We start from the raw sequence: 26053 nt of genomic DNA, 5'->3' as shown, positions 1-26053 counted from the left end.
CATGCTTGAGGTTATTACTTATCCTAATCCTATTTTGCGTCAGATTTCGCAGCCGGTAGAATCCTTTGACGCGGAACTTCACGCTCTTTTAGATGAAATGTATGAAATTATGTTAGCTAAAAATGGCGTAGGTATTTCCGCGATTCAAGTGGCTAAGCCTATCCGCGCATTACTGATTTGCATTCCAGACGAGGAGGGGAATCAACACAAAGAGGATTTGCTAGAGATTATCAATCCAGAAATTATAGAAAAAGATGGAGAAATTGTTTTTAGTGAGGGCTGTTTAAGTGTTCCAGAGTTTTATGAAGACATTAAACGCTCTAACACGATTAGGGTTGCCTACCAAAACCGCTTCGGAAAAAAGCAAGAAATTGTCGCCAAAGATTATTTAGCAGTTGCCTTTCAGCACGAAATTGACCATTTAAATGGGGTTTTGTTTATTGACAAACTATCCATTATCAAGCGTAAAAAATTCGAAAAAGGCTTGAAGCAAAAGCATAAATTTTAAAAAGAGAGATTAAGCAGATTCAGGTTGATAATTGTTTAGTAGCTTAATGCAAATTGTCAAGAATATCCCTTCTAAAAGCGCGGCGAGGATAAAGGCGTAATACTCGTGCGTATTAATAGCGTTAAATTGTAAGCCAAGTTGGGCGGTGGCAACAAGAAAGGTTAAAGGCATAGAATGGCTAAAGGCAAATAAAATAGTGCGTTTTATATTGCCAAAGTATTTTCTATATGCGATAAAAGCTCCAAGCAGACGTAATATAACCATTGCAAAAATAATCGTAAATGTAAGCGAAAGTAATTGGTGATTTTGCAGAATAAGGTTCAAATCCAATGTAGAACCAACGAAAATAAAAAACAATGGAATGAAAAATCCAAATCCAAAATCATTGAGTTTTTCCGCTAACCCTTTATGGTGATGAAAATAAGTTGCTAGAATCATTCCGGCTAAAAAAGCTCCTAGCACACGTTCTAATCCCAAAATTTGTGTGATACCAATAAGAATCAAAAACAGCATAGAGCTAAAGCGAATATCTTGATTTTTGCTCGTATTTTTGGGAATGAGAAAAAATTTGAGTGTTGGAAACCACCAAAACATAATGTCTGCTATCTTGAAGATTCCAACAATAGCACTCAAAAAAATAAATAAAACCAGTAGCGTTTTATATAACTCCCAATTTAATCCATAAGAATATGCGCCATTCAAGATTACAAGCACAATAATACTAATCAATTCACCCAAGATTCCGACATTAAGCGCAAGTAGTAGCCAAGGCGTGTTTTTAGGATATTCTTTTAGCAATGCCATAATCATACCCAAACTCATCACAGGCAAAGCCGCAATATAGAATTTAGATAAACCTGCGTTGAATACATAGATACAAGCTACACCATAAAGAATAGAAAAATAGAGAAAGGCTGATTTCAAAAAATCCAATCCAAGTCTTGTAAAAGTTTTTAAATCCACTTCCAAGCCACATAGAAACATTAAAAACAAAAATCCAATGTGCGCAATAAAGCTTAAGGATTCGGAGTGAGAAAATAATCCAAAGTGAAAAGCCAATGCGCCAAGCAGAATCTCTGTAACCACAAGAGGTAAGCGTAAAAGTGAGCTAAGAAAGGGTGCAATGACAATCAAAATTGCAATAATGCCAAAGGTGATGATGTTTTCCACTTTAAAAACTCCAAAATTAAAAGTTAAAAGTATAGCTTACTTTAGAGCAATTTGCCCTAAATCTGTGGTAAAATGTAGCGCAAAAACAATTTATTTTAGGAATCCTAAACGATGATTCAAGATTTTTTAACGCCACTTTTAGGAGAGTTGCCAAATGATTGGGAGCTTAAGCGCAATATTTTACGCAAAGAATGTATTTTGCAAACAGGATTCCATCATTTTGATTGGACTGCAAGCGGATTAGCTGCAAAGTCTGTGGAATCGCGATTGCAGGAGATTCTACCTTTTTATGCCAACACGCATTCGCAGAGCAATTCCCATTCGCAGTTGATTAGCTCCTTATACGAGGGAGCAAGAGAGAGGTTAAAGCAAATCTTTGGATTAGATTCTAGTTTTGCACTTATCTCTTGCGGTTTTGGCTCAAGCGCAGCAATTAAAAAATTTCAAGAACTATTGGGCATTTATATTCCACCCAAAACAAAACAGGCTTTGGGTTTGAAAACTTTGCAAGAGAAATCTTCCCTCCCGCTTGTTATTATCGGACCTTATGAACATCATAGCAACGAGTTGAGCTTTAGAGAAGGCTTGTGCGAAGTTGTGCGTATAGGATTAAATGCGCAAGGATTGGTGGATTTGGAGGCTTTGAAGGAGGTTTTAAGCGCAAATATCGGGCGTAAAATCATCGGTTCTTTTGCTTTGGGTTCTAATGTAAGCGGAATCTTAGCTCCTTTTGCAGAAATTTCTCATCTCATTCGCTCTTTTGGTGGAATCGTATGCTTTGATTGTGCGACCACTTCGCCTTATTTAGATATTCCACCAAGCTTTTATGATGTGGCTTTTCTCTCCCCTCATAAACTTTTAGGTGGTGTAGGCGGGAGTGGAATCCTAATTATCTCTCGTGCTTTGATTGATAAAACTTTGCCACCAACTTTTTGTGGAGGAGGTGTTGTGGGTTATGTTTCGCGCAAAAGTGCGCAATATTATGCGCAGGAGGAAATGCGTGAAGAAGCTGGAACACCCGGAATTTTAGAGTTTTTGCGTAGTTGTTTTGGTTATATGCTACGAGAGGAAATAGGACAGGAATGGATTAATGCGGTAAAGTCTCCTCATATTCGCACATTACAAGAATTTTTAGAAAATGAACCCAAGATAATAACCTATGGTAATTTATCACATAACGCTTTGGGTATTTTTTCTTTCAATATTTGTGGAATCTCATCTTTTGAGGTTTCGTTGAAATTATCCAAGGAATATGGGATTCTTACTCGTGCAGGTTGCGCTTGTGCTGGACCTTATGGACACGATTTGTTAGGTTTAGAAGATGAAACATTTTTTATTCAAAAACCGGGTTGGGTGCGGTTAAATGTGCATTACACGCACACAAAAGAGGAAATCAATCAATTAATCGTGGCATTGCAAGAAATTCTTAAGGGTAGAACCTTTTAAGCAATTCTATGGATTACCAAGATTCTGCTAACACGGAATCTCGCAATGACAAGATGGAATCTCTTAAGTATGCAAGAGTATGGATTTGCAAATATAGGCAAACTACTTTGTAATGTGCGCTTCGTTTATTTCGCTCTCTTGCGCCGATAAATCAAGCGGGTCAGCTCCGAAACGATTATCGCCTTGTGTGCCTCTTAGGACACAGAAAACCAACAGCACAATTACCCAAATTATCAATGCAAACTTACAAAGAATCAAGAACCACAACCGCGCATCAGGATTATTAGGGTCAATACTATCAAAATCAACACAAATAAATGCAACAATTTCAAAGAGTATATAGCAAATAAAGTATAAAATTGCCCACCAAGCAGATTTATTCACATCGTGTAAGCGTCTAATGGTAATAGAAATACCTGCAATCCAAAGCACAACACATAATACACTAAGCATAATGTCATTATGCGTATCAATACCAAAAAATCCAAAAAATCCAGAGATAAACCCCAAGATAAAACCTAAGCAAAAACCAATAATTCCTAAAAATAAACTAAACCACCAAAATTCGGAGCGAGAAGCCCTACCCTTGATATTAAAAACATTATAAATCCCGCTCTTAACCGCTTGCGTAAATGAAACCAAATTACCTCCTAAGCTGTCCCATTCTTGCGTCTTTCATCAAGCTCATAAGATCGCCCATTCCACCTTTATTGGAGAATTTCTTTGCCATTTTTGCGGCATTTTCAAATTGTTTCAAAAAGCGATTCACATCACTCACATCAATCCCTGCGCCCATTGCAATGCGCTTCTTGCGGCTACCATTGAGCAAATCCGGATTCTCACGCTCCTTTGGCGTCATTGAAAAAACCATTGCGCGGATTTGTTTCATCTCTTTAGAATTGTCCAAATCCACATCTTTAAGCGCACTTGCCATATTCCCCAAGCCCGGCAACATTGAGAGAATGGACTGCATAGAACCGATTTTTTTGATATTGTCTAATTGCGCAATGAAGTCGTTAAAATTAAATTTGCCTTTTTTGATTTTTTTAGAAATATCTTTTGCTTCTTTTTCGCTAATGACCGCAGCGGTTTTTTCGGCTAAAGAGTGAATATCTCCCGCGCCCATTAACCGCCCAACAATGCGTTCAGGAATAAAAACTTCTAAATCTGCTATTTTCTCCCCCACACCGATAAAGCGCAATGGAATCCCAAGCTGATGCGCGATACTTAGCGCGATTCCGCCCTTGCTATCCCCATCAAACTTGCTTAGAATCACGCCACTTAAATCCATACGCTCGTGGAATGTTGCCGCACTCTTGACGCCATCTTGTCCGCTTAAACTATCCACCACATAAAAGACTTCATTAGGAGTAATCGCATTCTTAATGCCCTGCAATTCCTGCATTAAAGCTTCATCAATCGCTAATCGTCCAGCAGTATCCACAAGCAACACATCATAAAGCCCTTGTATTGCTTTATTTTTGGCTTCTAGCGCAATTTCTACGGGAGTTTTCCCTTCTAAGTGAAAAAAATCTACTTCCACTTGCAAGGCTAATTGTCGCAACTGCTCCACTGCAGCTAGTCTTTGCAAATCGCACGCCGCAAGCAAAACTTTCTTTTGTTTGCCTTTGAGATAATGAGCAAGTTTTGCTGTTGTCGTTGTTTTACCACTTCCCTGCAAACCCGCCATTAAAACGATTGTCGGGGGCTTGGGCGCAAAAATAAATCCATAATTTCCGGGCGCAGTTAGAATCGTATGGAGCGATTCTTTTAATGCGCTTAAAAAATTTTCCTTTCCGATTCCGCTTTGCTTCGTTTTAAGCTCCACATCGCTTAACAATTCTTTTAAAACCTTATAATGCACATCGGATTTTAAAAGTGATTTTTTTAACTCCTCTAAAGCGCGTTTTAACGCCTTTTCATCGTCTTGGAATCGGATTTTGCTAATGGCACTTTGAAAACCCTCTGTAATAACACCAAACAACTTCGCAACCTCGCATTAAAAAGATAAAATCTGCGATTCTATCTTAGATTTGCTTAAAAGTTTATTGCGCCCTTTTACGCGACACAAACACATTGTGGAATCGCAAAGATAGATTCTCAAGAAATAGATAACTAGATAAAATAAATCCTAAAGACTTAGTAAGCACTCAAGATTCCAAACAATCCTCTTTACTTTGGAGAATTAGACAAAGACAACACTATTAAACAAGATACACCAACTTATCACTTCTCCCCCAAAGATGAAGAAAATAATCTAGGCACACTCCTTATCTTTTTAAATGCTTCTACTCTTACTCTTTTAAATTATTCTCTCTTAGATTCTAGTCTCAATATTAAACTAGAACTCACAAACAAAGAATCTCAAGAAAAACAAGATAAAGCTATCATACAAAGAGAGCAAAAACAACACAAAGAACAATTAAAACCTTTAAGCATTGCAATGCTTCACCCTATACTAGAAGATAATGAGATAAAGTGTATGCACGGAGGAGTAGTGCAATTAAAATCTAATCTAGGTAAAAGTATTCAAGATAAGAATATTCCTTTTATATTAGAAACTGATTTACTCTATAGCTCTATTGTAGGTTGTCCTTCCTACATAATACAAGTTTAACGACTAAAATAGATAAAGAGGTGTCTAAGCTTTCAAGGGAATATAGCGGAATCTATGTTTTTGATAAAAAACTAAGAGATGAGATAAAACAAAGAGAAAAAGAAAGGGAGGAAATGAGGCAGAAGGTAACAACAGGAGATACTTTTTGGGAACAAATGGAAGCTATTGATAAAACCCACCCCCAAATCCTTTCCAATGGTTGCAAATATTTTGCTAAAGGGCTTTCAAAGCAAGAATATGAAAGAACAGATTTAAGTCCTTATAGGGAAAAAATCAAAGAATATATGGGGGAAGAAGCGTATAACATACTTCATAAAGGTTTATTTGTAACAAGCTATTATATTGATAAAAATAATAAAGTAATACCTATAACATTCTATACCTACATCTATGATACCATAACCACTTATGGACTCTATGGTGATGAGGGAGCAGGGTTTAGGCTTACAGATACTCATTCGGTTGGTATAGCAGGTGGTAATATCTTTTACTTAGAAAATGATAAATTTATAAAAAGTGATGAAAAAAACAAAGGAGCACAAGAATGACTCCCAAAGACTTCATAGAGCAAGCTAAAGACTATGCAGATTGTGCTGAAATTCTGCCTATTGCTTGTGCAGTATTTATAGAGAAAATGTCAAATTTATGTGAAATTTTTATGAGGATTTTGCGAAGAGAATTTGCGCAAACTATTTGCTATTGATTAATTTTTTATTTACTTTTTTTGGTTATTATTTCAAGGTGAATTTCAACAATATAAAAGGATTTTATGATGAAAAAGTTTCTCTTCATTTCTGGTTTGGTAGCAGCTCTTAGTTTCCCAGCACTTGCAGCTCCTTATGCACTAGATTCAGCAAACTCTAAAGTAGATTTTTCCGTTTCTCATCTCAAACTCACACAAGTAGATGGTAAATTCAATAAGTTTAGCGCAACGATTGATTACGATTCTGCTTCTCAATCCCTAAAAGTGCTAGAGGGCGTTGTAGATATTGCTTCAGTAGATACAGCAAACGCTAAAAGAGACGCGCATTTACAAGCAGAGGATATGTTTGATGCAAAAAAATACCCCAATATGACTTTTAAAATGACAAAATTTGAAGCAGGCAAAATTTATGGGGATTTAACGATTCGTTCCACAACAAAACCTATCGTGCTTGATGCCACAATCCAACCAAATGGCAAAGCTTTAGATATTAATGCTACTACAAAAATTTTAAGAAGTGATTTTGATATTACTTGGGGTAATATTTTTAAAGACAATTCTGTTGGCGATGAAGTAAAAATTACTTTAAGCCTTAAAGCTAACGCACAATAACTTCCTCAACTTCAAGCCCTTTGGGGCTTAAACTCACACAAACTACACCCACAAACCATTCATTAACCGCCCAAACAATGCTAATCTAAAGGCAATGATATTCCCAAAGTCAAATGTAATGCGTTTTTAAGCAAAAAATTGTCAAGATTAGATTCTATTTTAATCATTAAGGAACTTTGATGAACAAGGCATTTTTAGCTTTATCATTAGCGTGTGGAATCTTAAGTAGCAGTCTTTTTGCTGGGGAAGTAAAAATCGGTGTAGTTTTGCCTGTAAGCGGGGCAGTTGGCGGTTTTGGTGAATTAGGCAAACGAGGGATTGATTTAGCACACAAAGCGCAAAGCAAAACCAAAAATGGCGATACAATTAAAATTGTCTTTATTGACAACAAAAGCGATAAGATAGAATCTGCAAATGCTATGCAAAGATTAGTTTCTAGCGATAAAGTAAGTGTCGTCATAGGACCAATGATTTCTACGAATGCTCTAGCAATGACAAAAATTGCAGACGATAGCAAAACGCCACTCATTGCCCCCGTTGCAACTAATGATCGCGTAACTAAAGGCAAAAAGTTTGTTTCGCGCGTCTCTTTTGCAGATAGTTTTCAAGGATTGATTGCAGCAAACCTAGCCTTTAGAGATTTAGGAGCGAAAAAAGCAGCGATTTTGTTTGATAATAGTAGCGATTACTCTATTGGACTTACCCGCGCCTTTAGAAACCAATTCAAAATGCTCGGCGGTGAAGTCATTATTGAAGCCAATGCACAGGCAGGAACAAAAGACTTTAAAGCACAAATCTCAAGCATTAAAGCGAAAAATCCCGATGTCTTGTATTTGCCAATCTACTATAATGAAGGCGCACTAATTGCCGTCCAAGCAAAACAACTTGGGCTAAATGTGCCAACAATCGGTGGAGATGGCTTGGTATCCAACAAAATATTCTTTGATGTGGCAAAAGAAGCAGGTGAAGGCTATATGGTAACAGATTATTATTCCACAAATTCCAAACAAACACCCAAAGGGGAGCAGTTTATCAAAGATTATAAAAAAGCTTACAATGAACCTGTAAGCTCCTTTAGTATTATGCTTGCAGATGCGTATGGATTAGCAGTTGCTGCGATTGAAGAATGCGGCGCAGAGAATCGTGAGTGCATTAATGACAAAATCCGCAATGCTAAAGATTTTAATGGCGTAAGCGGTAAATTTTCTTTGCAAAATGGAGAATCCATACGAAGTGCTGTGATTAACCAAGTGCAAAATGGCAATTTGGTTTATAAAACCACAATTGAACCTTAAATGCAATTTATCTTTTATGTGTCCTAAGGTTTAAGCTTGGATTTTTTGACTTTTTTTCAGCAATGTATCAATGGTTTGAGCTTGGGTAGCATGTATGCGCTCATCGCCATTGGCTATACAATGGTTTATGGTTGTTTGCGACTCATTAACTTCGCACACGCAGACATTATGATGGTGGGCGCATTTTTGGTGTTTTTTGCTACTAGCTCTTTTGAGTTGCCTTTTTATGCGTCTGCCATTCTTGCGATTGCTTTATGTGGAATCTTAGGCATTATGATTGATAAAATAGCCTATACGCCTTTAAGAAATGCTCCTAGAATCTCTATGCTCATCACCGCAATTGGAGTGAGTTTCTTTTTGGAAAATCTCTTTAATGTCCTTTTTGGTTCAACACCTAGATTCTTTAACGCACCAGAGTTTTTTTCGCAGACTTTAAATGTTTTTGGTGCAAGTCTCACACTCATCACGCTTGTTATTCCCGTTGTTACCCTTTTACTCTTGGGTTGGCTGTTGCGATTCCTTTATCGCACAAAACAAGGAATGGCGATTCGCGCAAGTGCGTTTGATATTAACACGGTGCGACTAATGGGGATTAATGTAAATCGTATCATTGCGCTTGTTTTCGCTATTGGTAGCACTTTAGCCGGAATCGGTGGAATCTTTTATGCCATTTCTTATCCTACCATTGAGCCTTTAATGGGCGTTCTCATAGGGTTAAAAGCCTTTGCAGCGGCAGTATTAGGCGGAATCGGAAGTGTAGGAGGAGCAGTGCTTGGAGGGTTTATTTTAGGTTTTACTGAAGTAATGGCAATAGCACTTTTCCCGGAACTTGGCGGCTACAAAGATGCTTTTGCCTTTTTGTTTTTAATCCTTGTTTTATTGTTTCGCCCTGTTGGCATTATGGGCGATTGGCGTTTAGAAAAAAGTCGCTTTTAAGGATTAAGAGATGTTAAAATTTTATGCAAATAATCCGACAACAGCGACTTTAGGATTCCATTTTATCATTTATTTCTTTGCGATTTGTGTGATTTTTACAGCACAATGTTTGCTTGGAGATTACGCACTTAGAATCTTTAACAATATTTTGATTTTTGTTATTCTAGCAGTAAGCTATAATCTCATCAATGGCGTTACGGGACAACTTTCATTAGAACCCAATGGATTTGTTGCAATTGGAGCATATATCACCGCATTAATGCTCTTGGATTCCGACTTAAAATGGAGTATGTTTCAGCTAGCAGACCCTCACCCTTTTGTCTTAAGTATGTATAGCGAGTTACTTCCCGCTTTGTTTTGTAGCGGAATCGTAGCAGCTATTATTGCGATTCTGCTTTCTTTTCCTGTATTTCGTGTGCGCGGGGATTATTTAGCCATTGTTACGCTTGGTTTTGGCTTTATTATCAAAATCTTAGCTATCAATAATCCAGAATGGACAAACGGCGCGATTGGTTTAAATGAGATTCCAAACAATCACGATTCTATCGTTGGCGCAATTGAGAAATTGCTTTTAAATCTTAGCATAAGCGATTTACCTTTTAAAGATTTTTTTGGTTTTCTTTACAGCCACGCCTTTAGCAATGGCGCAAACATCACAGTGTTTTTTTGGAGCGGGATTTTTGCTACTGCTTCTGTGATTTTAATTTTACAAATCGTGTATTCTAAATATGGACGCGCAATGAAAGCGGTGCGTGATGATGAAGATGCGGCGATTGCAATGGGAGTGAATACTTTTAAAATCAAAACATTCGCCTTTAGCACAAGCGCATTTTTAGAGGGAATTGGGGGTGGATTAATGGCGGTTTGGCTCACAACAATTGATCCAAAAATCTTTGGCTTTGAGCTAACATTTCAACTCTTGATCATTATTGTGCTTGGCGGATTGGGAAGCACCACAGGTGCGATTCTAGGGGCAATTTTAGTCATTGGCGGAGGTGAGTGGCTTAGATTCCTTGACCAGCCTTTGGTATTTTTTGGGAACGATTTTGGTTCATATCCCGGACTTAGAATGGTGTTTTTCTCTCTTATTTTGCTTACTATTATGCTTTTTGCAAGAGAAGGCATTATGGGCAAAAACGAGCTTTGGGACTTGAATCCTACAAAGATGAGATGGTTTAAAAGGAGGCAATGATGGCTATTTTAGAGCTTGAGAATGTCAGCATTGCCTTTGGCGGTTTAAAGGCGATTGACAATGTAAGCTTTCAAGTGGAATCCAAGCAAATTTTTGGGTTGATTGGTCCAAATGGAGCAGGCAAAACAACAATGTTTAACATTATCACCGCAAATTACAAGCCTAGTAGTGGAAAAGTGCATTTTCTAGGCAAAAATATCTCTAAATACAAACCAAATACAATTGTAAATCTAGGGATTGCGCGCACTTTTCAAAATATCCGACTTTTTACTTCTATGAGTGTGCTAGATAATGTGCTAATTGGTTTGCATAATAATGCAAAATATGGCTTTTTTGAAGCGGCATTTCGTGTAGGAAGATATTTTAGAGAGGAAAAACGAATCAAAGAATACGCGGAATGGATTTTAGATTATATGGGAATAGCAGATAAGCGGAATCTCAATGCGAATGCTTTGAGTTATGGCGATAGTCGCAAAGTAGAAATTGCAAGAGCCTTAGCAACCAGCCCAAAGCTGTTATTGCTAGATGAACCTGCTGCCGGTATGAATCCTAAGGAGACGCAGGAATTATGTGAGCTTATCCTAAAAATGCAAAAGGATTTTGATTTGAGTGTATTGCTTATTGAACACGATATGCCTTTTGTTAATCAACTTTGCGAACAGGTTTTGGTGCTAGATTATGGCAAAAAACTCTTTAGTGGCACACCTAAGGAGGCTATCAACGACGAAGAAGTCATTGCTGCTTATTTGGGGGATTTCTATGTTACAAATTGAAAATTTACAAGTGAATTATGGCTTAATTGTCGGATTAAAAGGTATTAATTTTCATATTGAAGAGCACGAAATCATTACTCTTATTGGAAGCAATGGCGCAGGCAAAACCTCTACTCTTAATGGCATCGTGCATAGCGTCAAAACAAAGGGTAAAGTCCGATTCTTTGGGGCAAATATTTCCTCAATCCCTACACATAAGATTATTCAGCGTGGAATCGCACTTGTGCCAGAAGGGAGAAAAATTTTTACAAATCTTAGTGTAGATGAAAATCTCCGAATGGGTGCTTACCACAACGATGAGAACTTTGAAGTAATGCGCGAAAAAATGTATAAACTTTTTCCACGATTAAAAGAACGCGAGAAGCAAATGGCGGGAACGATGAGTGGTGGCGAACAACAAATGTTAGCTATTGCTAGGGCTTTAATGAGCGAACCAAAGCTTTTAATGCTTGATGAACCAAGCTTGGGACTTGCACCCAAAGTTGTGGGAGAGCTTTTTGAGATTCTTTTAAATTTAAGAGAAAATGGAATCACGATTCTGCTAGTAGAGCAAAACGCCTTTGCTGCACTTAAAGTTGCTAATCGCGCGTATGTGCTAGAAAATGGCAAAATTGTAAGGGAGGATTCCGCACAAAATCTTTTAGAAGATAAAGAAATCAAAAAACTTTATTTAGGGGGATAAAAATGTCATTATCTACCCCATTAATCCCTTACAAGAAATAAATCTTGCAATTATCTCAAACTCTCTATGCGCTCTTTATAATCTCCGCTAAAGACATAACTACCCGCTACAACAATATCTGCACCAGCGTTTTTTAGAGATTCTATATTTTTATCACACACACCGCCATCTACTTCAATGAGACAATTTGGATTGCGTAATTCTATCTTGTCTTTTAAGGCTTTAATTTTGTCCAACACATTAGGGATAAATTTCTGCCCACCAAATCCCGGATTCACGCTCATTAACAACACCATATCTATAAATTCCAACAAATATTCTATGGAATCCAAGCTTGTATGAGGATTTAACACAATTGCGGGTTTTATACCAAGCCCACGAATTTTTTGCGCTAAAGAATTGGCGTGTTTTTCTTCTTCAATATGAAAAGAAATAAATTCGGGCTTAAAGGGCGCAAAAAGCTCCACAAAAAAACTATTATTTTGCACCATTAAGTGAATATCTAGTGGTTTATTTGCAACTTTTGCAACAGATTGAACTACAACAGGTCCTAGTGTAAGGTTTGGCACAAAATGTCCGTCCATTACATCAATATGCACAAAATCACAACCCGCATCACAAATGGCTTTTATTTCAGATTCCAACTTTCCAAAATCTGCAGAAAGAATACTTGGCGCAACGAGCATCAAATCCCCTTGAAGCAAAATCAGCCAAAATTGTAGCAAAAAACTATAAATATTGCCCTAAAATAGCCACGAAATCCACAAAATTAAGCTATAATACAAAAATTTTGTTATTTTTGAGACAAGAAGGGAGCAACAAATGAATACAAATGCAGATTCAATAAGTGATTTAGAGTTAATTTTAACACAAATCCAATCTGCTAGTTTGCCCATTTATGAAACTCTCAAACAAAGCTTAGGGGAATACGCACAAAGCACAAATACCACGGGGGACACGCAACTAGAAGCCGATATTAAAGCAGATGAAATTTTGCAAAACTGCTTTAAAGACTTACAAATTATCAAACAAATTTGTAGCGAAGAGCAAGAAAATGCAATTCAATTACACGAAAAGGGTATTTATAGCATTGCCTATGACCCTTTAGACGGCTCTTCTTTAATGGGCGCAAACCTTAGTGTGGGAAGTATTTTTGGAATTTATCAAGGGGAATTTTTACCGCAAAACCTCATCGCAAGCGCATATATTCTCTATGGTATGGTAATTGGAATCGGATTTGCTTCTATCTTTAAAGAAGGTGTAGAGTATTTTGTCTATAATGGAGAGAAATTTCAACCACAAAAAACCCTAAAGCTCTCCTCTAAAGGCAAAATAAATGCCACAGGTGGCACACAAAAGAATTGGAGCAAATCCCACAAGGAAAAAGTGGAATCCTTATTTAACAAGGGGTATCGCTTAAGATATAGTGGCGGAATGGTGCCAGATTTGCATCATATCTTAGCAAAAGGGGGAGGGATTTTCTCTTATCCTAGCACGAGTGATGCACCCAAAGGCAAACTTAGAATGCTTTTTGAGGTATTCCCTTTTGCTTTCATTTTTGAAAAAGCAGGGGGTAAGGCAATTTGTATCAACGAAAATGCACAACCACAAGAGAAAGCTAAACGTCTTTTGGAGCTTACACCACAACATTTACATGATACTACACCTTGCTTTTTTGGTAGCACGGAGGAAATAGAATTTGTCAGCAAATCTTGAAAATCATTTACAAAATAGCCCACAACCAATAGGCATTCCAACACTTAAAGTAGGAGAAATAGACATTGCATTAAAAGAAATTAAAGATTGTCAAACCCAAAACCAAACTGCAAGTTGTATGTTTTGCAAAAATGTGCTAGGGTGCGCCAAAAAAGAGAGGTTTGAACAGATAACACAAGAAAACTTAAAACAGAGGCAAAACGAACTTCAAGCTTGTCAAAACAAAAAAGGGATTTTAAGTTGCCTAAAATGTGCAGAAATCTTGGAATGTGAAGAGCGTAATGCCTATGTGAAGGCGGTTTATTTGAGTATGAACAAAGGCAATGGAGGCAGTTTTGAATTCTAAATTTTATATCACATCTCCCATTTATTATGTAAATGATATTCCGCATATCGGACACGCCTATACGACCATTATCGTGGATACCCTTGCACGATTTGCGAGACTAAAAGGCAAAGATGTCTTTTGTCTAACCGGCACAGACGAGCACGGACAAAAGATTGAACAATCCGCTAAAAAAAATGGAAAGAATCCCCAAGAATATGTCAATGAAATCGCACAAAAATTCAAAAATCTTTGGGACGAATTTGGAATCAGCTACAATCATTTTATCCGCACAACAGACGATTACCATATTCAAACTGCCCAAGTTGCATTTTTAAAGATGTTTGAAAAAGGCGATATTTACAAAGGTGAATATGAGGGAAATTATTGTGTTTCTTGCGAATCTTTCTTTACAAAATTCCAACTTATCAACGAAAAATGTTGCCCCGATTGTGGCAAGGAGATTATTTTACTAAAAGAGGAAAGCTATTTCTTCAGGCTTAGTGCTTATAGTGAAAGACTATTGCGATTCTATGAGGAACACCCCGATTTTATCTTACCAACATTCCGCCGCAACGAAGTTATTAATTTTATCAAAATGGGACTAGAGGATTTATCTATCACGCGCACCACCTTTGATTGGGGGATTAAATTACCTCAAGCCTTAATAGACAAAGACCCAAACAACGCAAAACATGTAATGTATGTTTGGCTAGATGCTTTGATAAATTATCTTAGCGCATTGGGATTCTGCAATACTTTAGAAAATAAAATGGATTTTTGGGCGGCAGATTATCACATCGTAGGAAAAGATATTTTGCGATTCCACGCAATTTATTGGCCTGCATTTTTGATGAGTTTGGATTTACCCTTGCCGCACCATATTGCAGCACACGGCTGGTGGACAAAAGAGGGTAAAAAAATGAGCAAGAGTATTGGCAATGTTGTCAATCCAAAAGAAGTCGTGGATTCTTATGGATTGGATTGCTTCCGATATTTCGTTTTGCGTGAAGTACCTTTTGGACAAGACGGGGATTTTTCACAAAAAGCCCTCATCGAAAGGATTAACTCTGATTTAAGCAATGATTTAGGTAACTTGTTGAATCGCTTTTTGGGTATGAGTGCCAAATATTTCAACAACCATTTAAAAGTAGATTCAACTCACTTTAAGGAGCATTATCATTTAGAGCTTTCACAAGTAGATAAGGTCTTAAAAAGCCTAGAGGGCTATATGGACGCAGTTCAAATCCATCGTTATTTAGAGGAGCTTTGGACGCTTTTTGGTTTGGGAAATGGAATCATAGCCAAAAAAGAGCCTTGGAGACTGGCTAAAGAGGGCAAAAATGAAGAAGTTGCGGAGTTGCTTGTGTTTATTGCAAATCTACTTATTAAATCTGCCCTTTGTCTCTCTCCTTGTATGCCTAAAAGTGCAGAATCTATCCTCAATGTATTTGGCTTAAAAGCAGAATCACAGAACTATCAAAAATTTATCCTTGCGGGTGAATTACTCACACAAATACAATGCGAAACAATTTCGGCATTATTTCCAAAAGTAGAAAATGTTTTGCTTGAAAACAACACTCAAGAATCCAAAGCAGAGATAGAAATCGCAAACCCAATTAGTAAAGAGGATTTTCAAAAGATACAAATTAAAATCGGCACGATTGTGAATGCAGAATGGTTACCCAAAAGTGAAAAGCTTTTAAAGCTCCAAGTAGATTTAGGAGAGAAAAGAACGCGACAAATCTTAGCCGGAATCAAAGCCTATTACAATCCACAAAGCCTAATAGGCAAACAGGTTTGTGTCGTTGCTAACCTCAAACCCGCCAAGCTTATGGGGGAATTAAGCGAAGGTATGATTCTAGCGGCAAAAGACAGCAAAGGATTAGCTCTCATTTCACCGCAAGACTTCAAAGACAATGGAAGTCCAATTAGCTAAGGAGAATCTATGAAAAAAAAGGAAATCCAAATTAGCGTCAATGAGATAGTAGAAATTGCATTTGGAACTTTGTTGAATCAACCAAGTATTTCTTTTTTTAATCAAATCTGCGATGAAGTAAGCGAAGTCAAAAAGGGAAGTTTGTTTGTAGCGCATACTTCCAAAAAATCCACAGAAGAATCCGAAAAAGAAATTGTGGAAGCAGTGCAAAAAGGTGCATTCGGGATTCTTTTTAGTGGCAATATTGCAATGAGCGATTCTGAAGTAGCTTGGATTAGTGTAGAGGATTTAGAGCAATCCTTAGTCCGAATTATGCGGCACTATTTAATCGTTGGGAATAAAATTTTATTTTTACTTAACTCTGATGAATACCAAATTGCCTCGCAAATCATTATCCCAAAGAAAAATCTAGGTTGCTATTGTGGCTCACTTGTAAAACTCATTCATTATATTCTCACTTGCGATGTCGCCTACATTTTATATTGTAACACGCAAATCAACTTAGGTGCTTTACCCAAAAACCAACAAGAGATTAAACTCTTGCCACAAGAAAGGCTTAATGACGAGGATTTGCCTTTTGCGATTAATTCCTATTCACTCTTTGGAATCAAAATATTTTATAAAACTCTTGACTATGAGATTCCATTGCCAAAACTTTTTATTCAACCCCTTGCACGCGTATTGAGATTCTGCGAGGAGTATTCATCGGCAGTTGCTATGGAGAATCTAGTGGGAATCTCAAGCTTTAAACCTCTCTATTTAGACGAGCGAGGTTTCATTTCTAAACCCGGAACTACAAATAGGGTTTTACTAGCCTGTATGGACACAAAACTTTACGAACAATATTTAGCCTATTTTACAATGTATGCCAAATGGGCGCGTTTAATGCTCTTTGTCCCGCGAATTTATCAAGAAATTTACGCTCCTTATGCAGAAGTGCGCTGCTTTGAAACTCATCAAGAATTATTTGAGCAGCTAATCCACGAAAAATACAATTTTGCATTAATCTTGGGAGTAAAGACGGAAATATTTGAGGAAAGATTCATCAACAACGCCCAAGAACAAAGCTTGTTTGAATACGCACATTTAGAAATAGAATCAAAAGATACAAACAAATAAAGGAATCCAATGAAAATAGCAGTCCCCGTATATGATGAGAGTTTAAAAATCTTTGGCAACACAGGACATACACCCCTTTTTGCAGTCTTTGAGCAAAAAGGAGCTGGAATGTTTAAAAAGATGGATTTACTAGAGTTACGCGAAAATCCACGAGGCAACACCAATGCAAGCGAGGGTTGCTCACATAAAGATGAGGAAATGAGTGCAGAGGAACAAATTGCGCACAAACAAGAACACAATATACTAGGTGAAATCATCAAAGATTGTGCAGTAGTGCTTGTTAAAAAAGCCTGTCCCAATACTGCGCGTGTTTTTAATGAAAAGGGAATCAAGATTTGCAAAATGGATTCAACCTGCCAAAACGCTCAAGATTCCTTTAAATTCATTAAACTCTAACTTAACAACAAAAATCCACATAGAATCTCACCGCTTTGATATTCTATACACAAAGCACTATACCGCCAAACCAAAACTTGCGCGAAAGGGCTTTATTGGGATTCTACTTTTTTTGGATTTTTCAGGCTCCCTTCGGCTTAGCTTCAGAGATCTTTGTTCCTTTACCGATTCTCCTATTTTGTTTTTTATTTTTCTGCAAGTTTTTCTTGCATTTCAAGTAGCCGACAATTATTGCTATTTAATATATTTTTTAAAGCTTTGCTAAATCTAATTTTAAAATCAAATCATCTAATTCAGTTTTACTGATAAATGCCTCATATATTCCTATATTGTCAATATTGCAATTATTGTTAATAACATCACAATAATTATAATTATTTACTCCTATTAGTCTCACTTGATAGCCATTACTAACTGCAAATATTTTAAAATCATTTTCACATTCATTGGAGCTATTTGGTGTTATATCAAAAAAATATTTATTATAAGTGTCTTCAGATTCTATCAATCTAATATAAATTAATTTTTCAACTAAAGACTTTAATTCCATATTAAATAATTCCGTATCAATAAGTATATTGTTTAATTTTAATTTTAAAGAGGCAATCTCGTGTCCTAAAGGCATTGTAATAATTTCATTTGGAAAAAGTTTTCCATTTACACTATAAAATAAAATTCCATTATAAAAATTTGCTATACATTGTTTGTCATTCCACTCTTCCACAACTTTTATAAAAATCGCAAATTTATGAGGCTCTCCAAACATCATAATTAATTGTTGCCAACCTTTCTTTTTTTTGATTAAAATATTTTCTTTATATTGAACCAAAAATCAATCAAATTACAAACACCTGAATGCGCTACCATTTGTTATTTCCAACTGCAAATAAACTTCCTAAAAACAATTTTTCATTTGTCGCTTTCTTGTTATGATTTAAGATTCTTTTATTATAAAAAGTAAAATTATTTTAATTTGATAGATAAAAAAACAAATGCTCTTTTGATCTTATCTTTAGTCTATTCGTAACACTTCTCTTGTTTGGATTGCTGCAAGGATTTTCTCGCTAGGCTTAGAATAATCCTGACAATAATCACAGGATTTGTAAAAATCTTGCGCATAAAATTCCAAAAATCTATCCGTCTTGTCCATTAAATCAATATAATCCCCCTCAAATTCCTCTAAACCTTTCAAGACAGAGAGGGAACTTGCTGCCGCACACACAAACATTGCCCCTTTAGGAGCTATTTTGCCCCCCCCCCGCCGATGAGAGAAACACAAGAAGCCCTGCAAGATAAATAATTTGCAATGATTTGCTCCTTGCTTCTGCCTCTTTTATGGATTCTTTCTAGCTTATGCCAAGTGCCTCCTTTTAAAAGAGAAAAAGGAATGTGATATTTTTTAAGATTTTTAAAAATACTTTCTTGTTTGAGGCGAACATTTGGAACATGTGAATAATCTGAAATAGAAACCTTGCGAATCTTTTTGGATTTTTGCATTCTTTGCAAGATAGGCTCTTTTATGTCAATGCTACCGTTGCTTAGAATATCGTAGGTTAAAATTTTCTTTTGAGATTCTATATAATCTAATAATTGTGGCAAATCTTTAAATAAAAAAGGTTCTCCCCCAATCAATCTTAGGCGGTTAATGCTAGAAACTTTAGAACACAATTGCTCTAAACTTTCAATAATATTTTCCAAAGTGCCTACATATTGTGCCTTTGGAGTAAAATATTGCATTAAATTACAGCAATGCTCACAACGCAAAGTGCATTTAGTCGTCAAAACAATCTCCACATAAGGAATATCCACAATTCCGCGCAACACACGCTTTTGAAAATAACTTCTTAAGAAAAACTTACGCATTAAACCTGCGTAAGGATAGGTAAATAGTCTTTTGATTCCTCTTTTTCCATTTAGATAAGAATGTCTCCAATTTATATTTGGTTCAATATAGCGCGAGATAAATAAAGGATTTTCCAATAATTGCTGGTAACTTAATTTTTCCATAACTTCTCCTAAATCAAAATAATATTATACAATATTTTTAAGGGAGTGCATTTTTCGCTTCTTTTATGATTCCCTCATCTTTACTCAAATCCACCCAAGCAAATTGCCTACCACTTTGCATTTCTCCGCTTAGCAAATCTCCACTATTGCGATATTCTAAATCCATTTGTGCGATTTCAAAACCATTTTGTGTTTGGGAGAATCTTATTAGTCGCTCGGTTTGCTGTTGTTTAGTAAATAAAAAGCAATATCCTTTTAACCCATTGCGACTCACTCTCCCGCGTAATTGGTGCAAAGTCGCCAATCCCAACCGCTCCGCTCCCACAATCACAATCGTGCTTAAACTCGGCAAAGAGATTCCAACTTCAATCACCGTGGTTGCAAGAAGAATATTGCCCCTATCCCGAAACTCCTCCAAAACCTGCTCTTTGTTCTTATCTTTGCCGTGTGTGCTATATACGCCCTCAAAATTTTTCTGCCAAAACTCCTCTCCCTCTTTGAGTGAAGTGTAATTAAAGTTTTCACTCTCCTCCACCAGAGGATAAACAATAAGGATTTGTCGGCAGTGTTGAATCTCTACTCGGATATGCTCTAACAAAGACTTAAAGTCATTCTTACCAATGATTTTTGTCGTGATGTCCTTTTTAAAAGGCAAATCCCTAATAAAACTAAAATCCAAAAAGTTGGATTCTATCATCGCCTGTGTGCGCGGAATCGGGGTTGCAGAAAACTGCAAAATATGCGCCCTTTGAGAATCTTTGACAAACATTTTTTCTAGCGCACTTCTTTGCGCTGTGCCAAAGCGGTGTTGCTCATCAATCATTACAAGCGCACAATTGCTTAGATTTTGATACAAAAGTGCGTGTGTGCCGATGAGAAAATTACTTTGTATTAAATCACCGCTTTTATCGTTTTGCGTAAAAAGTGCGATTTTTAGACTTTTGGGCAAATACTTCTGCGCCTCGCTAAAGAGCTGCTTTGCTAGGATAGAAGTCGGAGCCATTAGGACACTGCGATGAGGATAAGCCATCATCACACTTGCAAGAATTACTATTGTTTTGCCACAGCCCACATCGCCGACAACCACGCGCCTTGTTGCTTGATTACTCCTTAGGGATTCTTGAATCTCTGCAATCGCCTTACTTTGCCCCTGTGTTAATTGAAAAGGCAAGGTGGCAATCCACGATTCTATGGGGCTATTTAAAGGCGTGAGGCTTGGGAAAATGAGTTTTTTAAGACGCAAAAGACGCATATATTCATAAATTTCTATAAATTTAATGGAATCCAAAAATGCACCAAAAAACCCGTGATTTTTGGTAAATTCCTGCACAAAAGAAATATCAGGGCGATAAATTTCTACAAGCGATTCCAAAACCCACAAAGGCACTTTGGGATAAAATTCCCGCAAGAATCCTAGAGAAATACTCGCGCCAAAATCCCGCAAATTCTTTTCTTTTGCCCCTTTAAATCCGAAATTTAATACAATTTCCCCTGTATTTTGCAAAACCTTTGGCTGAATCAGCGTATAAAGCCCCAGCGCACTTTTTTGCAGTTTTCCACTCACAATCAAGGTGGAATTGGGCTTAAAAATGCTCTTATGATAATTTTTGGCGTTAAAGACAAGCATTTCAATTTCGCAATCAAATTTTGGCACAAAGCACAAAATATGTGCAGCTTTAAGGTGCTTATAACTTTTTACCTCAACTTCTAAAACTGCATTTTCTACTTCCAAAGATTCGCTTAAAAAGGTATTTGTATAGCCCTTTGGCAAACAAGATAGAATCGCATCAAAAGGAGTTTTGCCTAGTTTATTAAAATCCAATCTTAACTCTAGTTAATCTTTTACAGTGATAATGGCAAAACTAAGCTTTGCAATCTCTTTGTGCGCTTTAATATAGGAATTCACTTCCTCCAAAGTTAATTTTGAAATTTCCCCTAAAACCTGTTGATTAAAATTCAATGGTAAATCATTATAATAATTGCTAAACGCTGTGCTTAAGCGTTGGGAAAGCGTCTCATTACGCAAAGGCTCACTACCTAGTAAATATTGCTTTGCCTCTTGCAGTTCTTTCTTTGTGATTCCGTTTTTAACAAACTCTTCCACAACTTCTTGCACGAGTTTTTGAGCGTCTTTTTCATTTTTAAGACTTGTTTGTAAATAGCCTTGCGCTAGGGCTTGTGTCTTTGTTGCACTTAGGCGCATTACAGCAGAATACGCTAACCCGCGCTTCACACGCACTTCCTCCATCATTCGGCTACCAAATCCGCCCCCACCAAGCACAAAGGAAGCCACTTTAATAAGCGCGAGTTCTTTTTGCAAATTGCTAACATTCAAAGGTGCACCAAAATAAATATAAGCTTGTTGTGTTTCTTTGTTTAAATGCTTTATCTGCTTGGTATCTTTTGCCTCAATGGGCTTTAGAGAAATTTTCTTGCCCTTTGGTAAGATTTTCAATGCTTCTTTTAGCTCCTTAGCGACTTCTTCAAACTCTACATCTCCTCCCACAATAAGAATTAAAGAATTTAAATTAACAAATTCATTATAAAATTTTTCTACTTCTTGTAATGTGATTTTTGCGATGGATTCTTGCGTCCCACTTAGCGGAAATTCTAGCGGAGAGCCTTTAAAAAGCATTGATTTAAGTAAGCGATTGGCTTGGTAATCATAATTGCTTTCTTTTTCTAAAATTGCCACAAGTGAATTTTCTTTTACTTTGTCTAATGCCTTTTGTGTAAAATTTGGATTCTTTAACAACTCTTTTAAAAGCCTAATTCCTTCTTTTTGCATTGCGCTCATTCCGCTTAATGTGAAACTAAGCGTCTCAACGCCACTTCCTGCGCTTAAACTTAAGGCTTTTTCCTCTAGCTTTTGTGAAAATTTTGTAACGCCTAGCGTCTTTGTCCCCTCATTGAGTAAGGAGCTAACAATATCCGATAGTCCCAGAGCTTTACCATTGCTAATGCCCCCCGCACCCTTAAACACAAGCTGTGTATAAAATAAAGGCAACTGCGCACTTTTCTCATAAATTACAGGAATCTCTACGCCATTCACTTGCAAACTTTTCATTTCAATTGCCATTAAACTTCCTTTCACAATCCAAAAAAACCAAAAAAGTAGATAAAAAATTCTCAATTAAAATTGCTCCAAAATGCTATAAGCTGTATTGCGTTTCGCCGGAATCTCGCCAATATCGCGGATTAAAGAAATCATCTCGGCTTGATTCATAGAGTTTCTAGCCCCCGCAGCAGCGACAACATTTTCTTCCATCATCGTGCTACCTAAATCATTTGCCCCAAAGAGTAGCGCAAGTTGCCCGATATACGAACCTTGCGTAACCCAACTGCTTTGAATATTTTGAAAATTATCCAAAAAGATTCTACTACACGCAAGTAGGCGCAAATAGCGGTTTGAGGAAGCTTTATGCAGATTAGGAAATTCCTTTTGTAAGGGCGTGAAAGCGGGTTGAAAACTCCACAAAATAAACGCCCTAAAGCCATTGGTTGAATCCTGCAAATTACGGATTCTCTCCCAATGCTCTATAATATCCCAATCACTCTCCACGCTCCCAAACATCATTGTCGCCGTGCTTTTGATTCCTAATTTATGCGCTTCTCTATGCACATCTATCCACTCATCAGAATCCAATTTCTTAGGCGCAATCACATCACGCACTTTATCGCTTAGAATCTCTGCACCCGCGCCCGGTATGGAGGATAAACCGCATTTTTGCAGACGCGCTAAGACTTCAGCAATGGAGATTTTAGAGAGTTTTGCAATGTATTGAATCTCAATTGCAGAGAAGCCGTGAATCGTGATTTGCGGATATTTTTGCGCGATATGTCGCACCAAATCCTCATACCACTCCACTTTTAAGCTTGGATGCACACCGCCTTGAAAAAGAATCTGTGTGCCACCAATTTCTAGCAATTCCTCAATTTTTTTATCAATCTCCTCAAAGCTTAAAATATAAGTCTCGCTCTCATTGATTCTGCGCTTAAACGCACAGAACTTACAATCCACCCAACAAATATTGGTGTAATTAATATTTCTATCCACAACAAAAGTTGTGATATTATCGGGGTGTAATTGTTTTTTGATTTTAAAGGCGCGTTCCCCCAACTCTTTAAGGGAAGCATTTTGCATTAAATCCAAAATCTCCTCTGCGCTTACGCGCGGCAGTCTCGTTTGGACAACCGCCCTGCTTTCCTGTGAGTTTTTAGCAAAGACTTCTTGCATTGTATGATTAGACGATAAATTTTGGTGTGATTCCATACTTAAAATCTCTGTCCCATTGTAAATTCAAAGGAGGAAGTATCGTCTCCGGGCTTATCATCTAATGCGCGTGGGAAGAGGAAGTTGATTGCGCCAATAGGAGAAATCCACTCAATCCCAACGCCCACAGAACTGCGTTTAATATCATTAATGTTTTTTTGCCCAATCATTCCATAATCATAAAACATCAAGAATCGCATTTGCACGGTTTCAAACATACCATAGCTAAGCTCTGCGGTATTGTAAAACATTTGTTTGCCCCCAATTCTAAGCCCATTTTTATCGCGCGGCGTAATAGAGCGACTTTGGAATCCACGCACACTATTGACACCACCTAAATAAAATTTCTCATTGATTGGCAAATACCCCTCATCTTGCACATATCCAGCACGCGCACGATAACGAAAAATCAAATCTAAATCCGTCCAATCCTCAATGGATTGATAGAGATTAAAGCTTCCATAATATTTGATAAAATCCGCATCTCCTCCAACACCCGCAAACTCTGTGCTTCCTGTAACTTTTACCCCACTTTTTGGGAAGAAATAAGCGTCGGTGCTATCGTAACTAAGACCCGGGATAATTGCAGATTTCACATACTTATCCTCTTTATAATAGTAACGGCGATAAAGTTGCTCTAATTCATAAGAATCAAAGTTGGAAAGCTTTGTTTCTTGATAAGTATAACCTAGAGTTAAATCCAATTGATCCCAGATTCTACGCCCACCCACGATATTAAAACCTGTCATCATCTCTGTATAGTCATAATCGTCGTATTCCATTTGATAAACTTCCGTAGCTAGAGAATAATCACTATCTAGCACTGCAGGATTGTAAAGATTTACACGATAAGAATTGGATACTTCACTTTTGTCTAAATAAATTCCCGCAGTTAATCCTGTCCCAAAGATATTTCTATCTTTGATAGACGCACTCCCCATTAATCCATCGTAGCTTCCATATCCGATTCCAAAGGCAAATTCTCCTGTCTTGCCTTCTTTAACATTTACCAACAGATTAATATGTTCCTCGTCTATACGCTCTTCTTCAATTTCCACGCTATCAAAGCCACCTGTCCGCATAATGGCATTTTTAGAAAGAGAAATCTTACTCATTTCATACTCATCTCCGGGTGCCAATAAGACATTACGGCGAATCACGCGGTCAAGTGTTCTATTGTTTCCTGAAATCAACACATCATTGACATAGACTTTTTTACCCGGTTGCACATAATATACGATTCTAACTTCGCTATTTTCTTTATCTTTGTCTAAATCTGGAGTTACCCTTGCAAAAGCATAACCCAAATCTCCCACCTTATAGCGAATAGCCTCCGAATCTTTGCGCATTGTTTCAATGTTAAACTTTTTGCCTTTTTTTGCTTTAATTGCATCATACAATTCTTTTATGTCTATCACATCATCTTCTAGCACTATTTCTATTTCTGAAATTCTATAAAGTTCTCCCTCGTTAATATAAAAGTCAAGATCTGCTTTGTAAGTGGTGAAATCTGTCCTCAAAAAAGGAGTGCTTACTTCGGCGTCCAAAAAGCCTTTTTGCATATATAAATCGCGTATCCTGTGTCCATCAGTTTCAATTTCATTCACGCGCAATTTACCACTATTAAATCCCCACATCCAACCCAAAAACTCTCTTTCTTTATTGGCAGTTGCAGCTTCAATACGCGAAACTTTTAAATTCTCTCTACCATAATAATTTGCTTTTTGGATAATAATTTCTTCTCCCTTGTTAATCTCCAATGTAACCTTCAAAGCATTAGCAGAAATTTCCTCTGTTTTTACCTCAACAATCGTATCGTAATATCCTTGTGTCTCCAACAAATCAGCAATTTTTTTGCGCACATTGGCAATTTTATTCTCATCATAAACATCACCCTTTTTAAGCCCAATCTCTTTATCAAGGACGCTTTGCTCTTTCCCTGCGCCATAACCACTGACAACCAAACTTGCAATGACAGGTTTTTCCACAAAATGATAAGTTAAGATTCCATTTTCTTCTGTTACCCAAATATCTTTAAAATAGCCTTGCGCATAAAAGTTATGGATAGACAAATCTATTGCACTTACATTAAGCGGTTCATTCAAACGGATTTTAGCAATTTCATTAGCAATTAAAGGCGAAATATAATTCAACCCCTCATAACGCACTTCTTTGATGGTTGGCAAATCTGCAGCAAAAATATTTGTTACCGAAGTCAGCAAAACTGCCACAAGTAAAGATGATTTAGAAAAATAACGCATTATCAAAAAACCTTCAAGAATAATTTGTTGTATCATTAAAATTTGTGATTATACCTTTTAGTAGATTAAATAACACAACTAAA

Annotated in this window: 26 protein-coding genes; 15 read left to right on the top strand and 11 right to left on the bottom strand. The window is 37.0% G+C overall.

Annotation, left to right across the window (positions count from 1 at the left end):
• The first annotated feature begins 1 nt into the window (after position 1).
• Positions 2 to 508 (top strand): peptide deformylase, encoded by a 507-nt coding sequence (gene def, locus BS85_RS0108950; RefSeq protein ID WP_026944486.1) that lies wholly within the window; start codon positions 2 to 4, stop codon positions 506 to 508.
• A 9-nt stretch (positions 509 to 517) separates the two neighbouring features.
• On the opposite strand, the gene BS85_RS0108945 is transcribed toward def, so the two are convergent.
• Complete coding sequence (locus BS85_RS0108945; RefSeq protein WP_026944485.1) at positions 518 to 1678, bottom strand: cation:proton antiporter; 1161 nt, start codon at positions 1676 to 1678, stop codon at positions 518 to 520.
• Between the two features lie 111 nt (positions 1679 to 1789).
• Between BS85_RS0108945 and BS85_RS0108935 the strand changes: the two genes are divergently transcribed.
• The gene (locus BS85_RS0108935) at positions 1790 to 3124 is read left to right on the top strand and encodes an aminotransferase class V-fold PLP-dependent enzyme (RefSeq protein ID WP_051604770.1); all 1335 of its coding nucleotides are present in this window, start codon (positions 1790 to 1792) and stop codon (positions 3122 to 3124) included.
• Between the two features lie 102 nt (positions 3125 to 3226).
• Here the strand turns inward: BS85_RS0108935 and BS85_RS0108930 are convergent, their stop codons facing one another.
• Positions 3227 to 3766: a DUF805 domain-containing protein gene (locus tag BS85_RS0108930; protein ID WP_026944483.1), complete on the bottom strand. Its 540-nt coding sequence runs from the start codon at positions 3764 to 3766 to the stop codon at positions 3227 to 3229.
• Position 3767: 1 nt separating this feature from the next.
• Positions 3768 to 5108, bottom strand: a complete 1341-nt coding sequence (gene ffh, locus BS85_RS0108925; RefSeq protein ID WP_026944482.1) for a signal recognition particle protein — start codon at positions 5106 to 5108, stop codon at positions 3768 to 3770.
• A 653-nt stretch (positions 5109 to 5761) separates the two neighbouring features.
• Between ffh and BS85_RS10945 the strand changes: the two genes are divergently transcribed.
• The 8 genes from BS85_RS10945 (at position 5762) to BS85_RS0108885 (ending at position 11934) form a co-directional block, all read left to right on the top strand.
• Positions 5762 to 6289 (top strand): hypothetical protein, encoded by a 528-nt coding sequence (locus BS85_RS10945; RefSeq protein ID WP_051604768.1) that lies wholly within the window; start codon positions 5762 to 5764, stop codon positions 6287 to 6289.
• Positions 6286 to 6444: a hypothetical protein gene (locus BS85_RS11625; protein WP_156938119.1), complete on the top strand. Its 159-nt coding sequence runs from the start codon at positions 6286 to 6288 to the stop codon at positions 6442 to 6444. Before BS85_RS10945 ends, BS85_RS11625 begins: the two co-directional genes overlap by 4 nt.
• Positions 6445 to 6513: 69 nt before the next feature.
• Positions 6514 to 7056: a YceI family protein gene (locus BS85_RS0108910; protein ID WP_026944480.1), complete on the top strand. Its 543-nt coding sequence runs from the start codon at positions 6514 to 6516 to the stop codon at positions 7054 to 7056.
• Positions 7057 to 7235: 179 nt separating this feature from the next.
• A complete protein-coding gene (locus BS85_RS0108905; RefSeq protein ID WP_026944479.1) occupies positions 7236 to 8351 on the top strand; it encodes an ABC transporter substrate-binding protein in 1116 nt (371 codons plus the stop codon).
• Positions 8352 to 8441: 90 nt separating this feature from the next.
• The gene (locus BS85_RS0108900; RefSeq protein ID WP_420537183.1) at positions 8442 to 9287 is read left to right on the top strand and encodes a branched-chain amino acid ABC transporter permease; all 846 of its coding nucleotides are present in this window, start codon (positions 8442 to 8444) and stop codon (positions 9285 to 9287) included.
• Positions 9288 to 9297: 10 nt separating this feature from the next.
• Positions 9298 to 10479, top strand: a complete 1182-nt coding sequence (locus BS85_RS0108895) for a branched-chain amino acid ABC transporter permease (protein WP_026944477.1) — start codon at positions 9298 to 9300, stop codon at positions 10477 to 10479.
• The gene (locus BS85_RS0108890) at positions 10476 to 11252 is read left to right on the top strand and encodes an ABC transporter ATP-binding protein (RefSeq protein ID WP_211246911.1); all 777 of its coding nucleotides are present in this window, start codon (positions 10476 to 10478) and stop codon (positions 11250 to 11252) included. Before BS85_RS0108895 ends, BS85_RS0108890 begins: the two co-directional genes overlap by 4 nt.
• Positions 11239 to 11934: an ABC transporter ATP-binding protein gene (locus tag BS85_RS0108885; RefSeq protein WP_026944475.1), complete on the top strand. Its 696-nt coding sequence runs from the start codon at positions 11239 to 11241 to the stop codon at positions 11932 to 11934. The genes BS85_RS0108890 and BS85_RS0108885 overlap by 14 nt, the downstream gene beginning before the upstream one ends.
• 50 nt (positions 11935 to 11984) lie before the next feature.
• Here the strand turns inward: BS85_RS0108885 and rpe are convergent, their stop codons facing one another.
• Entirely contained in the window at positions 11985 to 12620 is a 636-nt protein-coding gene (rpe, locus tag BS85_RS0108880; RefSeq protein ID WP_026944474.1) for a ribulose-phosphate 3-epimerase, read from the bottom strand.
• A 136-nt stretch (positions 12621 to 12756) separates the two neighbouring features.
• Between rpe and BS85_RS0108875 the strand changes: the two genes are divergently transcribed.
• Genes BS85_RS0108875 through BS85_RS0108855 form a run of 5 tightly spaced genes read left to right on the top strand, consistent with a single transcriptional unit; the run spans position 12757 to position 17429 of the window.
• On the top strand, positions 12757 to 13650 hold the full coding sequence (locus tag BS85_RS0108875) for a class 1 fructose-bisphosphatase (RefSeq protein ID WP_034551551.1): 894 nt from the start codon (positions 12757 to 12759) through the stop codon (positions 13648 to 13650).
• A complete protein-coding gene (locus tag BS85_RS10940; RefSeq protein ID WP_034551549.1) occupies positions 13634 to 13996 on the top strand; it encodes a hypothetical protein in 363 nt (120 codons plus the stop codon). Before BS85_RS0108875 ends, BS85_RS10940 begins: the two co-directional genes overlap by 17 nt.
• Entirely contained in the window at positions 13974 to 15914 is a 1941-nt protein-coding gene (gene metG / locus BS85_RS0108865; protein ID WP_034551547.1) for a methionine--tRNA ligase, read from the top strand. The genes BS85_RS10940 and metG overlap by 23 nt, the downstream gene beginning before the upstream one ends.
• Positions 15915 to 15923: 9 nt before the next feature.
• Entirely contained in the window at positions 15924 to 17033 is a 1110-nt protein-coding gene (locus tag BS85_RS0108860) for a hypothetical protein (RefSeq protein ID WP_026944471.1), read from the top strand.
• A gap of 9 nt (positions 17034 to 17042) precedes the next feature.
• Positions 17043 to 17429: a NifB/NifX family molybdenum-iron cluster-binding protein gene (locus BS85_RS0108855; RefSeq protein ID WP_026944470.1), complete on the top strand. Its 387-nt coding sequence runs from the start codon at positions 17043 to 17045 to the stop codon at positions 17427 to 17429.
• Between the two features lie 250 nt (positions 17430 to 17679).
• Here the strand turns inward: BS85_RS0108855 and BS85_RS0108850 are convergent, their stop codons facing one another.
• The 7 genes from BS85_RS0108850 to bamA form a co-directional block, all read right to left on the bottom strand.
• Positions 17680 to 18258, bottom strand: a complete 579-nt coding sequence (locus tag BS85_RS0108850) for an Imm42 family immunity protein (RefSeq protein ID WP_026944469.1) — start codon at positions 18256 to 18258, stop codon at positions 17680 to 17682.
• Between the two features lie 183 nt (positions 18259 to 18441).
• The gene (locus BS85_RS11965; protein WP_245596330.1) at positions 18442 to 18651 is read right to left on the bottom strand and encodes a hypothetical protein; all 210 of its coding nucleotides are present in this window, start codon (positions 18649 to 18651) and stop codon (positions 18442 to 18444) included.
• A gap of 20 nt (positions 18652 to 18671) precedes the next feature.
• The gene (locus tag BS85_RS10640; RefSeq protein ID WP_245596329.1) at positions 18672 to 19436 is read right to left on the bottom strand and encodes a radical SAM protein; all 765 of its coding nucleotides are present in this window, start codon (positions 19434 to 19436) and stop codon (positions 18672 to 18674) included.
• A 37-nt stretch (positions 19437 to 19473) separates the two neighbouring features.
• Entirely contained in the window at positions 19474 to 21258 is a 1785-nt protein-coding gene (gene recG, locus BS85_RS0108840) for an ATP-dependent DNA helicase RecG (protein WP_026944468.1), read from the bottom strand.
• A gap of 12 nt (positions 21259 to 21270) precedes the next feature.
• The gene (locus BS85_RS0108835; RefSeq protein ID WP_051604767.1) at positions 21271 to 22515 is read right to left on the bottom strand and encodes a M16 family metallopeptidase; all 1245 of its coding nucleotides are present in this window, start codon (positions 22513 to 22515) and stop codon (positions 21271 to 21273) included.
• Positions 22516 to 22569: 54 nt separating this feature from the next.
• Positions 22570 to 23673 (bottom strand): dehypoxanthine futalosine cyclase, encoded by a 1104-nt coding sequence (locus BS85_RS0108830; protein WP_051604766.1) that lies wholly within the window; start codon positions 23671 to 23673, stop codon positions 22570 to 22572.
• Between the two features lie 38 nt (positions 23674 to 23711).
• Positions 23712 to 25970: an outer membrane protein assembly factor BamA gene (gene bamA / locus BS85_RS0108825; protein ID WP_034551563.1), complete on the bottom strand. Its 2259-nt coding sequence runs from the start codon at positions 25968 to 25970 to the stop codon at positions 23712 to 23714.
• Between the last annotated feature and the right edge of the window lie 83 nt (positions 25971 to 26053).

The sequence above is a fragment of the Helicobacter rodentium ATCC 700285 genome (genome assembly GCF_000687535.1).
Classification (GTDB): Bacteria; Campylobacterota; Campylobacteria; order Campylobacterales; family Helicobacteraceae; genus Helicobacter_D; species Helicobacter_D rodentium.
This window is presented reverse-complemented; position numbering and strand designations above follow the sequence as displayed.